Source organism: Altibacter sp., assembly GCF_019913785.1.
Lineage (GTDB): Bacteria > Bacteroidota > Bacteroidia > Flavobacteriales > Flavobacteriaceae > Altibacter.
In genome coordinates this window covers 1-12930 of record NZ_JAIOHK010000008.1, presented here as the reverse complement: position 1 = coordinate 12930, position 12930 = coordinate 1, and the positions used below count along the sequence as shown (strand labels likewise).

Genomic DNA, 12930 nt, shown 5'->3' with positions numbered 1-12930 from the left:
TCCAGAGGTTTATAATACACTTCTGCCTTAAACGAGTTCCACCTGAATAATCTTGACGGGGCAGATTGCTGCCACTTGTAAAAGCTGTGAATACTCATCATCAGCAACCAATGCCCGGTATACTCCTTTCTTTTCCTTTCCTTCTATAAGATTGCATCTGCCATCTTTTTTAGAAATCCTCCATCGGTTAGGGTCTGCTTCTACACATCCGTTACAGCCAATACATTTGCCCCTGTGAAATAGTATTTGAACCATTATGCACTTATAACTTTATACAGCTTGCATGAGGGCTTGATAACCTCATTCACCTTGATAGAGAAAATATCGCCCTTGCTCACAGATTCTACGCTGTTGTTATCTATCCGCATCTCTTTAACCTCTGTTTTGATAACGCCAATATTCGGCCCGGTGATCAATATGCTATCTCCTGTATTCAGCGTATACGATTCCATTTTAAATTCTCCAACTTTTACTTTGTTGAAATACTTAATGCCCCTGCCAATGAAGATCTTTTTATCGGTGGCCTTAGATCCATACGAATTGTTCCATTCACCCATTTTACGCCCAAGGTAGTAGCCATCCCAAAAGCCTCGGTTATAAACCGTTGCCAATTGCCTTGTCCAATTTTCGATCTTGTCTTGTGTGTAAGTATCGTCTTTTAAGGCACAAATGGCCTCCTTATAGCATCTCACAACGGTATCTACATAGTCTGCCGCCCTGCCTCTGCCTTCAATCTTTAGAACGCTCACGCCTGCAGCTACGATCTTGTCAAGAAATCCGATCGTACACAGATCTTTGGCGCTCATGATGTACTCATTATCGATTTCCATCTCCACGCCATCTTCCTTACTGGTCACGATGTACTTCTGCCTACAGTTCTGTATACATGCGCCTCTATTGGCCGAGGCATTGTTAGCATGCAGACTCAAATAGCATTTTCCGGATATGGCCATACATAGCGCACCGTGGGCAAATACCTCCAATCGTACCAACTCCCCGCTAGGTCCTTTGATTTGTCTTCGTTCAATTTCTCTTGAGATTTCTGCCACCTGCATTAAACTTAATTCTCGGGCCAATACCATGACGTCGGCAAATACAGCATAGAACTCGACCGTTTCGATATTGGTAATATTGGCTTGAGTAGAAATGTGCAAGGGCATGCCAATTGATTTGCAATAAGACAAGGCAGCAACGTCTGAAGCAATTATTGCTGTGATTCCGTTTTCTTTTGCCTGATCTACAATAGATCTCATCAAACGAATATCATGGTTGTATAGGATGGTGTTAATTGTGAGGTAGGTCTTAACATTATGTGCTTTACAAGTTTTCACAATCTTTTTCAAGTCATCCGTCGTAAAATTGATGGACGACCTTGCCCTCATATTGAGTTGTTCTACCCCAAAATAAACAGCATTGCATCCTGCTTTCAGCGCTGCCATTAGCGATTCGTACGAACCTACCGGGGCTAAAATCTCTACTTCGTTATTTTTCATCTTTGCTCAGAATTACTAACCAGTTTTTTTGGCAGCGCAATTTACCACTATTTGTTCAAATTATTCAAATATTGGGATGCCTTGTACCCTAAATATCACACGAGCATTCACATGGATATTTTATATTTTTTATTCGACTTACGCAATGAGTAGGGTACTAGTCAAGATTTTAAATTACTACATTTGCAGCATGCAACGAATACGTATACGTAACACCCACCAAGTACCCTGAGAATTTATTGGTGTATTTCGTATTTGTTCTAGTATTGTCTATCTGAACCTAGCGAAGAGGGTTGCAATAATTTGTTTATCCTTCAACTCAGTTCGAGATGACAAAATCAACAATTTAGTCTTTTAATATTTTTCAATATGAGCAAAGTAATAGTATTAGGTGCCGGTATGGTAGGAAGTGCCATGGCCATCGATATGACTAAAAATCATCAAGTAACCTTAACAGATATAAGCCAACAGGTATTGGATACCGTAAAACAAAGGTGCGACAGCCTAACTGTAAGTCGGTTAGACGTGACCCATAAAGAAGCACTTCAGAAAACAATCAAGCAATTCGATTTGGTGATTTGTGCCGTACCCGGTTTTTTAGGCTTCGAAACGCTTCGCACCATTATTGAAGCCGAAATGAACGTGATAGACATTTCATTTTTTCCGGAAAATTCCTTGGCATTGGACGCTTTGGCCAAAGAGAAGAATATCACCGCGATTGTGGATTGTGGAGTAGCTCCGGGTATGGATAATATAATACTTGGGCGCTACAACGAAACCATGAAATTAACCGATTTCGAATGTTTAGTAGGGGGGTTGCCGAAAATAAAAAAATGGCCTTTTAGCTATAAAGCACCTTTCTCCCCAATTGATGTTATTGAAGAGTATACCCGTCCTGCGCGATATGTGGAACACGGCGAAGTGGTAGTACGCGAACCATTAACCGATTGCGATTATGTTGATTTTGACAAGGTGGGAACCTTAGAATCGTTTAATTCAGATGGGTTGCGGTCTATTATTTTTACCATGCCGCATATTCCTAATTTGAAAGAAAAGACCCTGCGTTATCCCGGACATGTGGAGTATGTGAGAGTATTAAAAGAAAGTGGGTTTTTCAGTGAAGCGGAAATCGATGTAAAGGGAAACAAGGTGTCTCCCTTAGACGTTACGAGTAAAATACTGTTTAACGAATGGAAATTGGGAGAAACCGAAGAAGAGTTAACCGTGATGAGAGTGACGCTTAAAGGAGAAAACGCTCAGGGAGAAATTGAAGAAATCACCTATAATTTATACGACGAATACTGCAAGGCAACCCAAACATCATCGATGGCAAGGACAACAGGTTACACCGCGACTGCTGCCGCCAATATGTTTCTAGAGGGATTGTTTTCTGAGAAAGGCGTTTTTCCCCCGGAACTGATTGGTAAATACGAAGCTTGTTTTAATTATTTTATCAATTATTTAAAGGACCGAAACATTTATTATGTTAAAAGTTCCAGAGTAATGTAACGTAACCCTAGGGACTAGTATTGGGAAAAATTTCAAAGCTGGTGTTTCACCGAGGTTTTTATATTTTGCTACTTTGCGTATGGCTTAGTTTTTAATCAGTTTATAGAAACCTAGCTCATTATTTATTTCCACCTGCATCACATACATACCGGAAGATAGAAAGGCAAGGTCCAAGGTGCTGCTCAGTGTATCCATTGATTTCTGAACTACTTCCTGCCCTGCGAGGGTAAAAATGCTAACGGATTGAATGGGATTGGTAGCCTTGATATGGAGTTGATCGGACATAGGGTTTGGGTACATCTCAAATTCATCAAATATATTTTCAATCGTTGCCAGCAGATCACTATCATAAGCATCAATCCATCCAAATTGGTCTAAAGTACCGGGTTTAATAGTTCCCAAAGATACGGATAGGCCTGTGTTTGGATTAATCACACGAAGTTCCGAATCTCCTACACTACTATTATAGGCCGCATTTAGGATTTCTCCACTAAAGGGATCAAATGCCATCCCCTGACCAAAATTAGCGTTATAGCCCAGTGGACCAATAAGACTGGCGGCTCCTGTTTCTATATTCAATGTATATACCATATCATCATCAATGTCAATGGTAATTAAATTGTTTGCACCGTCTTTGGCAAGGGCAATGGGAACTATCAATCCGTTGTTGCCGCCTATCACTTCCGCTTCAAAGTTGCTAGGATTGATACGCAGCAGGTGGCTACTATCCACGCCATTAGTGGATACGCCATATAGCATATCTGTTCTACCCACGATCAATTCCACACCCGTAATGCTTTCTCCCGGGGGGACATTGACCACAGCACCGTTATTCACAATTGTATTGTTTTCGATGCCACGTAGATATACGTTATTGGCATTATCAATGATAACGGCTTCATTGGCCGGAATTCCCCGTATATAGCCGGCACCCTCAAATTCCGGAATATTAGAGGGGCCATAATCTAATAAATCTGACAAATCAGTCGGTTCTATCGAGACCACTCTTACCGGGATCACCACCTGAGACGAAGCAAGCCGCCTGTTGAGCAACAGGCTTTCATTTTCCTGCACGGGGACATTCCCCTTCTGTGTAGCGAAATAGGCCTTTAGCTGCTGTAACTCTTCCAGGGTGAATACATCGGTGACACTTCCCATATGATTTTCGTTGAGCCTTTCTAATAAGGTATCGATATTGGTCCTGTTTTGCGAAGCTGAAGGAACCGTCAATAGTAACCCCAGCAATAGGATTATGTTGTTAAAAACTTTCATAAGTTGAAATTTATAATTGGTTCGTATTCAGCAATATATGAAATTTCAACGAATGTTGCTTTAATTCGGATTGGTGAGTAGTGAATAGTGAGTAGTGAAAAGTTTAAAGCTGGAGGCCTGTAGTAAAGGGTGAAGAGTGCCTAGTTGGTAACGAATCAACGAATTAATAAATAAACGAATCAACCATCCTACATCGAGACTGTCCTAATCCAATTTACCATCCAACCAGTGAATGATATTGAGAAGCAATTTATAGTTCTCGGGGGCAATTTCATGGTTCATCCCGGCCTTGTTTTTTTCGGGACCGGCCAATTGAGCCGAAAACATGGCGGCCTCTCCGAAGACTGCCAAACGCCCTTTCCCCACCGTACCACATGCACCTTGTGACCAACCATCCACGCCGTGTTGTGGTGTGTTTTTATGAAAGGACCAAGCGGTATCGGGAAGTTTGTTAATATAGCGTTCATCAAGGACCAGCACTTGCTGCATGGGCTGGTTAAACCGAAATGCCTGCCCGGTAAAACTTATGACCTGCTCCACATTTTCATCGGCATTTCGCCCCTTGGTGATCGCACTTTCAATCAGGGAGCCGTCTTTCCTATTGAAATAAGCAATGCCTTCAGGTTTTGAAACGGCATTAAAGACAAAGCCGTTGGAGAATTCTACATCGAAGGCCAGAGCCAGTTCGGCGGCGGCCCCTGCCAATGGCATATGGTCGGCTATTAAAAATAAGCTCCCGCCGTCGTTTACCCATTGTTTGACCGTTGCGATTTCTTCTTCGGTAAAGGCTGAAGGCGTAGGTAGCACCCAATTGCCCACCGTTGTTTCGTGGAGTGCATTCGAGATGACCAAAATCTTAGCCTCCTCCAGTTTTTCCCGAGTAAAACTACCTTTATACGCATTTACCTGATAGCCGTCGCGTTCCAAGAGATTGGAAAACGCCTTATAACGGCCTTCCTTGGTATGAAAATTAAAATGACCCTCGTCGATAAATACTACGGGGCCCTTAGCTTTCGGATATTCCGGCTTGGCAATGGGTGGGTTGTACAGTGTATCTGCTACCTGTTGAGCAAAGCTGTTGCTGAACCCAATAAAAAAGAAGAAGAGTACATAGATTCCTTTCAAAACACTTATTTTTTTGAAATTACAACTATTTCAGAAAACAAGCCCTTATATCGCCCGCATTTCAGAAATTGGCAATTCCATTTTAATATTGCTGCGTTTATAGGGGCTATCTGCTTCTACCGGGATTTCTATAAAACCATATTTCCGATAGATATAGATTGCGTTTTCCAATTTGGTATTGGAGTAGAGGTAGAGCTTTTTAATTTGCTCTGCTTTGGCAAAATCGATACAATACTGTATAAGTCGTTGTCCAATTCTCTTTCCTCGTTGCTTTGGTACTACGGCCATTTTGGTGAGTTCGAAGGCCTTATCTGCTCTTTTCATCAGGGCCACTGTTCCAAGCACATGGTCGTCTTCCACCGCGAAGAATATATGTCCGCCGGGCCTAAGGATATAGTCTTTGGGATTACTTAGCACTTCGCGGTCAAAATCTTCCACATAAAAATAAGTTTCCAACCATTCTATGTTGAGGTTGTAGAATGCTTTGGCGTATTTTTTCTGAAAAGGAACAAGTATAATCGCCATTGCCTACATTTTACCTTCAATATAATCGATGGTTTCTTTTTCTATCTGAAGCGTTTTTTTATAAATTTCCGAAGCCCTTTTGATAATGTCTTCCGCAAAGACGCGATCCTTTATATCCTTTCCATTGATACGTACATTGAAATAAGCACCCAGCACAGCTGTTCGTGCGCAAAGCATCCCAACACCCGAATCGGATATTGAACTTTCCATACCCTCTTTTATCATGGCCTGCATAACTTCCATCGAGTTATAGGCTGTTTCCATCACCTGAAAAGGAATTTCGGTGGCGTATTTGGTGGCGGCTTCAATTGCAGCTCTACGCACTTCCTTTTCGGCCTCACTTCCCTGGGGCATTCTAAATCCTTCTATGATCCGATTGAAGGCGTTGGTGTCTTCGTCTACCAAATACAGTAATTTTTTCTTGTAGGCCTGTCCTTTTTCGGCCCAGGCAGAATAATACTCCCACCGGTCATCCCAACCCGCTTTGTGCGCCGATAGGTTGGCCACCATAGTGCCTAAGGAAACCCCCAAGGTGCCTACATAGGCCGCGATGGAACCACCTCCCGGTGCCATGGAATCGCCTGCGGTTTCATCGGCAAAGTCGTCCAGTTTAAAGTCAATTAACTTCTTGGTGTCGTCTTTCAGCATATATTCGATGATCTTTTCTTCCGGGTTGAAAGGTTTTAGGTCATCTAGTCCTAATGATTTTATTGCAATTTTTATTTTTTCACTTTCTGAAGCACCCAAGGAACGCTCTTGCTTCACCAGATAAAAATCGGCCGCATCGAGCATGGCCTGTAAGGGTATAAGCCCAATAAGTTCAGACCCTGTCACCCGCAATCCTCTTGCTTCGGCAGCCTTGCAGGTTTCATCGAAGGCCACATGCATAGAAGTGACAGAAATATTGGTGAGGTTGTAGGATATTTGTGCAATACCGTATTCGTCTATATACCAACCAATTCCTTTGACGGCTTTCAGTTTACCCGGGATGCGTACCGGCTCCCCTGTTTCGTCCAATACTTTCTTTCCGGTAATGGGATTACCTTCCCTTTTTACACGGCCTGCTTCTCGAATATCGAAGGCAATGGCGTTTGCTCTTCGTGTGGAAGTTGTATTTAGGTTTACATTATAGGCAATTAGAAAATCCCGAGCCGAAATAGCTGTCGCCCCGGTCTTGGCCACCTTCTCATTGAATTCGGCCGGACCGAAATCGGGTTTCCATTCGGGATTGCTTAATTTTTTTGGCAGGCCTTCGTATTCGCCGGAGCGGCAATTGGCTAGATTTTTTCGTTTTTCTTCCTTGGCGGCCTTTTCATAAAAGTAACCGGGGATGCCGAGTTCTTTACCTACGCGTTCACCCAGTTTGTGGGCGTATTTTGCAGTTTCCTCCAGAGAAATTCCCGAGATGGGCACTAGGGGACATACATCGGTAGCACCAAAACGGGGGTGTTCGCCGCTGTGTTTGCTCATATCGATGAGTTCGGATGCTTTTTTTATGAGCAGGAACGCTGCTTCTATTACAGCATCGGGAGCGCCCACAAAGGTGATCACCGTTCGGTTGGTGGCTTTCCCGGGGTCTATATCTAAAAGCTTTACGCCTTCGACGGTTTCAACGACCCGCGCTATGGTTTGTATTTTGGCTGAATCTCGTCCTTCGCTTATATTGGGGACACACTCTATTAATTGTTGTTGCATGGTTGTTTATTTTTATGCGATTACATCTGAAATTAAAAATGAAATAGTCTTTCCTACCTGTGCCGGGAAGTTCCCCAGACCTGGGGCTCCTTCACAAATATGAAAATATACACACTGTTCTTTTTTGGAAAAGTAGGAGATAAACCTGCGGGCATCGTTCATGGTAAAGCCTCCTGGTGTCATGGCGCTGCTTCCCATGTCTTCAATGGCATCCAGATCCAATTCTAATCCGAATGTAGCTCCGCAGATAAATGCTTCAGCCTCTTTAATTGCTTCCGAATAGGTAATTTTTTCTGTGATGGCAATGTCTTCAAAAACACTAAACCGGATGCGATCATGGTGTAATTTCAAGCGATCAAATACAAATTGTGAGGTGTAATTCCTATGTAGACCAAAGGTGAAATACCTGTCTAAATAACCCTCTTCAAAGGCGTATGAAAATCCATTGCCACTATGCCGGTGTTCCAAGGCCCGGAAGTCGGTATGGGCGTCAAAATTCAAGCAATTGATTGGTTTTCCGAAGGCGCTGTGCGCTCCTTTTAAGTTGCCGTAGCAGTTGTTATGTCCACCGCCTATCACAATGGGGAATTTCCCCGCCTCCAGCACCATCTGAATGGTTCCGGCTACTTTTTTATCGACCTGTTCTACCAATTTGCCCAATTTCTCAGTGTAGTGCTCTTCTTTGGAAGAAAGTCGGGAAGCCGATTTCATTTCGGTTTCGCAATTCACCTCGCCTAGGACAAGTATATTTTCAACATGGGTTAATTCGTTTTGCTGAATATTGCAAAAGACCTGTAAGGCTGCCTTCCATGCCTCCGAAGTTCCCGGATTTCCATAGTTGGCTCGTACCCCAATATCTTCGGGAATACCAACCAATACAAATCTCTGAGTCGCTTTCTTTAGTTGACCCCAATTGGAAACCGTGGTGAGGCCTTCCCCTAATTTAACTTCGCCCTTACGCTTTTTTACCAAAGACAGCAGATCTTCTTTCGTATAGAATTTTACCAAACTCATACTTTTTGTCCGTTTATAAATACTGCCTCAATCAAATTGCTGCCAAAGGCGTAGGGCAGATACCCATACGAAGGAATCTTCTTGGTGATGATCACATTGGCTTTCTTTCCTTTGGTGATACTACCGTGGGTGTCGCTCAGTCCCATGGCATAGGCACCGTTAATAGTGGCGGCATTGATGGCTTCTTCGGGGGTGAGTTTCATTTTAATACAGGCCGTTGCCACAACAAAGTTCATATTCCCGCTGGGTGTAGATCCCGGATTATAGTCGGTTGCCAGTGCCAAGGGCAGTCCTGAGTCGATCAAATCCCGACCCGGTGTGTACGGGATGCTTAAAAAGTACGAGCAGGAGGGAAGGGCGACCGGCATGGTATGGGAGCCTTGTAATGCCTTGATATCCTCGGCGGTGAGTACTTCCAAATGATCTACACTCAGCGCGTTGTGTTGTACGCCCATGGCGATACCACCAATGGCGTTAAACTGATTGACATGTATTTTGGGGATGAGCTTGTATTTTTTTGCTTCGGAAAGGAGGCGGTCTGTATCGGCCACCGAGAAGTAACCCTCTTCACAGAAGATATCGACATAGTCGGCAAGTTTTTCGGCCGCCACTTTGGGAAGCATTTCATTACAAATAAGGTCCATATAACCATCCTTATTACCTTTAAATTCGGTGGGTACCGCATGTGCTCCTAAAAAGGTGGTTTTTATGGCGATGGGATAATTATCACCTAATTTTTTAGCCACCCGAAGCATTTTTAGCTCTGCTTCGGTGGTAAGTCCGTAGCCGCTTTTAATTTCGATGGCGCCGGTGCCAAGTTTCATTACTTCTTCGAGACGAACGACTGATTGCGCATACAGCTCGGCTTCCGAAGTATTTTGTAACTTTTTTGCACTATTTACAATCCCACCGCCTTTTTCGGCTATTTCCTGATAGGACAGGCCATTGATTCGGTCGACAAATTCCTGTTCCCGGTTGCCGGCATACACCAAGTGAGTGTGGGAATCACACCAGGCCGGCAGCACTGTTTTTCCGGTACAATCGATGGTTTCGGCAGCAACTATTTCTTTCAAATTGTCCATACTTCCGAAGTCAACAATGCGATCATCTTCCATTAGCAACCAGGCATTTTTTATGGTTGGAAGTGCCTTCATGGCTGCGCCACTTAGCTTTTTAGGAGCTGTGTCACGTACTTGTAGAAGTTCTTTTATGTTTTTTAAGAGAATCAATTTTATAATTATTTTACGGTTAGATCGTCGATTTTAATTTCACCATAATAAAAGGAAAACTGTGTAACATCTTTGGGAAGGGCAAAATAAATATCGATCAACGAATTCTTTATGTCGTTCGGTTTATAATAAATGGTTTTAAGGATGGGTTTTTTTTCGGTTCCGTAATTTAGCGTAGTTTCAATATCTTGATAACCGGAAATAGCATAATCACCAAAGGTGTCGACAATGGAACCATCTCTTGCATAACCACCCCTAACTGTGTTTCCACGGCCGTATTCATTTTCTTTGATAAGTCGGACGAAGGCAATAGATGCTAATGCGAACGGATATTTTAGGTCCATGGGGCGCACGCGAATTTTATATTCATCTACCAGAACAAAGAATTTATTTGGATCGATTATTACATGATCCCCTGTTTGAGACTCCAGCTTTATACGGACCTGCACCTTTTTTTCATTATCTGCAACCGAAATAAAATACCTGGACGTGTGTACTTCCCACTTGCCATTCTTTTTTGCCTTTTTTACTTCAAGAGAAGACTGACCATTCTCAATTAAAGTTTGTGCGCTTGTTTCCAGTATGCAAATACTTAGTAAAAAGAAAAAGAATATTTTTTTCATTGGCTAAAGATAGCAAACCTAAAAAGGAATTTATAACTTAGAGCTTCAAAAAATACCTGATTTATGAAATCGAAGTCGTTAGGGGTCAATACCATTTGTACCCATGTGGGAGAAGTGGAGGATAAGCAGTTTAAGGGGGCCATTTCTCCTTTGTATATGTCCAGTTCGTATGCCTATGAAAATGTGGATGTAAAGCGCTATCCTCGGTATTTTAATACGCCAAATCAGGAGGCACTTTGCAAGAAGATCGCCATGTTGGAACACACCGAAGCGGGATTGATCTTTGGCAGTGGGATGGCGGCGATAAGCACTGCGATGCTGGCCTTTTTACAACAGGGAGATCATGTGGTGTTGCAGCAAACGCTGTACGGCGGAACCTTTAATTTTGTTTCGGAAGAGTTTGATAAATTCGGAATTGGCTATACGTTTACCAATGGTTTTTCTGAAGCCGATTTTGTTTCGGCCATACAGGAAAATACGAAGGTTATTTTTATAGAAACCCCTTCCAATCCGTTGATGAAGATCACCGACCTTGCCATGATAGGTCGTATTGCGAAGGAGCGCGGCCTTGTGTCTATGATAGACAATACGTTCGCATCACCCATCAACCAAAACCCCATCGATTTTGGTATTGACATCTCGATCCACAGCGCTACCAAGTATATGGGAGGACATAGCGATATATGTGCGGGTGCCGTTGCGGCCAGTGAGGTACTTATTAAACAAATTTGGAACAAGGCGAAGAACCTTGGTGGTAGTTTGAGTGATTATACGGTTTGGCTGTTGGAGCGCAGTATGAAGACCATGGCGATACGGGTAAAAGCACATAACCGAAATGCAAAGAAAATGGCCAAATGGCTGGAAAAGCATCCATTGATCGAAAAAGTATATTATCCCGGTTTGAAATCACACCCGGATCATGCCTTGGCAAAAAAACAGATGCGGGGATACACCGGGATGCTATCGTTCGAATTGATTTCCGAAATAGATGCAAATCGATTTATGGAGGCCTTGCAATTGGTGAAACAATCGATGAGTCTCGCCGGTGTTGAATCGACCATTTTATCACCTGCAAAAACTTCGCATGCCTTATTATCTCCGGAAGAAAGAGAACGGCAGGGGATTGCCGATGGCCTGATGCGATTTTCGGTTGGGATTGAAGATAAAAAAGATTTGATAGCCGATTTCGAACAGGCCTTTGAGAAGGTTTCTACAAAGCAATTACAAAAAACAAACTAGATGAAATTAGATATATTGGCAATAGGAGCGCACCCGGACGATGTTGAGTTAGGGTGTGGTGCTACGATTGCAAAAGAGATCAACAATGGTAAAAAGGTAGGTATACTGGATCTTACTCGTGGTGAATTGGGCACGAGGGGTTCGGCTGAAATACGCGATAAGGAAGCGGCAAAAGCCGCTAAGATATTGGGTGCTTCCGTTCGCCTAAATTTAGAGTTTGCGGATGGTTTTTTTGTAAACAATGCGGCTTCACAACTAGAGATTATAAAGGTAATTCGGAAATACCAACCCACAATTGTTTTGTGCAATGCTGTTAACGATCGACATATTGATCATGGCAAGGGTAGTAAGCTTGCCAGTGATGCTTGTTTTTTGAGTGGCCTGCCGAAAATTGAAACCATTTTTGAGGGCAATCACCAAAAGGCCTGGCGCCCGAAGCAGGTCTATCACTATATTCAGTGGAAAAACGCAGAGCCCGATGTGGTAGTTGATGTTAGCGGCTTCTTAGACCAAAAGTTGAAAGCCGTATTTGCCTATGAGAGTCAGTTTCACAATACCGATTCCGATGAGCCGGATACACCTATATCTTCCACCAATTTTAGGGACAGCATTTCGTATAGGGCACAGGACATGGGGCGATTAATAGGAGTTGCTCATGGGGAAGGGTTTACCGCAGAGCGATATATAGCGGTGGACTCCTTATTTAAATTGATTTAAAAAATCTTAAAGCGGAGTATTGTACATACGTACTAAATACTTTATATTTGCACCCTCCTTAACTACGTTTCGCGGAGTTTTGGAAGACGCAGGTCTTAAAACTGTAAAACGGTGGTTGTAGCTCAGTTGGTTAGAGCATCGGTTTGTGGTACCGAGGGTCGCCGGTTCGAATCCGGTCTTCCACCCAAAAGCAAGAGCTTCTCAGAAATGGGGAGCTTTTTTTGTTGCCTCAATTTCGACTTGGCACTATGTATAATGGATTCTGACTTGCGTCAGAATGACAAGAAGGGGGTAATGGGACTTGTCACACTGTGCTTGACACAGTGTCCATTGGGTTTATAGTCACTGCGAATAATGGATTCTGACTTGCGTCAGAATGACAAAAAGGGGGTAATGGGACTTGTCACACTGTGCTTAATGGATTCTGACTTGCGTCAGAATGACAAGAAGGGGGTATGGTATTTGTCAGACTGTGCTTGACACAGTGTC

The 12930-nt window shown here is 43.1% G+C and carries 12 protein-coding genes and 1 tRNA gene; 4 read left to right on the top strand and 9 right to left on the bottom strand.

Annotation, left to right across the window (positions count from 1 at the left end; genetic code table 11):
• Positions 1 to 27 precede the first annotated feature (27 nt).
• A complete protein-coding gene (locus K8F54_RS01040) occupies positions 28 to 255 on the bottom strand; it encodes a ferredoxin (protein ID WP_290785810.1) in 228 nt (75 codons plus the stop codon).
• Positions 255 to 1493, bottom strand: a complete 1239-nt coding sequence (locus tag K8F54_RS01035; protein WP_290785807.1) for a peptidase U32 family protein — start codon at positions 1491 to 1493, stop codon at positions 255 to 257. Before K8F54_RS01035 ends, K8F54_RS01040 begins: the two co-directional genes overlap by 1 nt.
• A gap of 369 nt (positions 1494 to 1862) precedes the next feature.
• On the opposite strand from K8F54_RS01035, the gene K8F54_RS01030 reads away from it, so the two are divergent.
• Complete coding sequence (locus K8F54_RS01030) at positions 1863 to 3002, top strand: saccharopine dehydrogenase C-terminal domain-containing protein (protein WP_290785804.1); 1140 nt, start codon at positions 1863 to 1865, stop codon at positions 3000 to 3002.
• Positions 3003 to 3086: 84 nt separating this feature from the next.
• On the opposite strand, the gene K8F54_RS01025 is transcribed toward K8F54_RS01030, so the two are convergent.
• The 7 genes from K8F54_RS01025 to K8F54_RS00995 form a co-directional block, all read right to left on the bottom strand.
• Positions 3087 to 4274 (bottom strand): T9SS type A sorting domain-containing protein, encoded by a 1188-nt coding sequence (locus tag K8F54_RS01025; protein WP_290785803.1) that lies wholly within the window; start codon positions 4272 to 4274, stop codon positions 3087 to 3089.
• A 204-nt stretch (positions 4275 to 4478) separates the two neighbouring features.
• Positions 4479 to 5399 (bottom strand): DUF4350 domain-containing protein, encoded by a 921-nt coding sequence (locus tag K8F54_RS01020; RefSeq protein WP_290785801.1) that lies wholly within the window; start codon positions 5397 to 5399, stop codon positions 4479 to 4481.
• Between the two features lie 45 nt (positions 5400 to 5444).
• The gene (locus tag K8F54_RS01015) at positions 5445 to 5924 is read right to left on the bottom strand and encodes a GNAT family N-acetyltransferase (protein WP_290785800.1); all 480 of its coding nucleotides are present in this window, start codon (positions 5922 to 5924) and stop codon (positions 5445 to 5447) included.
• Positions 5925 to 5927: 3 nt separating this feature from the next.
• Positions 5928 to 7619: a glutamate formimidoyltransferase gene (gene ftcD / locus K8F54_RS01010; RefSeq protein WP_290785797.1), complete on the bottom strand. Its 1692-nt coding sequence runs from the start codon at positions 7617 to 7619 to the stop codon at positions 5928 to 5930.
• Between the two features lie 12 nt (positions 7620 to 7631).
• On the bottom strand, positions 7632 to 8633 hold the full coding sequence (locus tag K8F54_RS01005) for a formimidoylglutamase (protein ID WP_290785795.1): 1002 nt from the start codon (positions 8631 to 8633) through the stop codon (positions 7632 to 7634).
• Positions 8630 to 9871 (bottom strand): imidazolonepropionase, encoded by a 1242-nt coding sequence (hutI, locus tag K8F54_RS01000; protein ID WP_290785844.1) that lies wholly within the window; start codon positions 9869 to 9871, stop codon positions 8630 to 8632. The genes K8F54_RS01005 and hutI overlap by 4 nt, the downstream gene beginning before the upstream one ends.
• Positions 9871 to 10485 carry a hypothetical protein gene (locus K8F54_RS00995; RefSeq protein ID WP_290785792.1) on the bottom strand — a complete coding sequence of 205 codons (615 nt, stop codon included), beginning with the start codon at positions 10483 to 10485 and terminating at the stop codon, positions 9871 to 9873. The genes hutI and K8F54_RS00995 overlap by 1 nt, the downstream gene beginning before the upstream one ends.
• A 63-nt stretch (positions 10486 to 10548) precedes the next feature.
• Here K8F54_RS00995 and K8F54_RS00990 point away from each other — a divergent pair, with 63 nt between their 5' ends.
• The 3 genes from K8F54_RS00990 (at position 10549) to K8F54_RS00980 (ending at position 12627) form a co-directional block, all read left to right on the top strand.
• Positions 10549 to 11724, top strand: a complete 1176-nt coding sequence (locus tag K8F54_RS00990; protein ID WP_290785789.1) for a PLP-dependent aspartate aminotransferase family protein — start codon at positions 10549 to 10551, stop codon at positions 11722 to 11724.
• Complete coding sequence (bshB1, locus tag K8F54_RS00985) at positions 11725 to 12441, top strand: bacillithiol biosynthesis deacetylase BshB1 (RefSeq protein ID WP_290785786.1); 717 nt, start codon at positions 11725 to 11727, stop codon at positions 12439 to 12441.
• 110 nt (positions 12442 to 12551) lie between these two features.
• A tRNA-His gene (locus K8F54_RS00980) sits at positions 12552 to 12627 on the top strand.
• Positions 12628 to 12930: the final 303 nt, after the last annotated feature.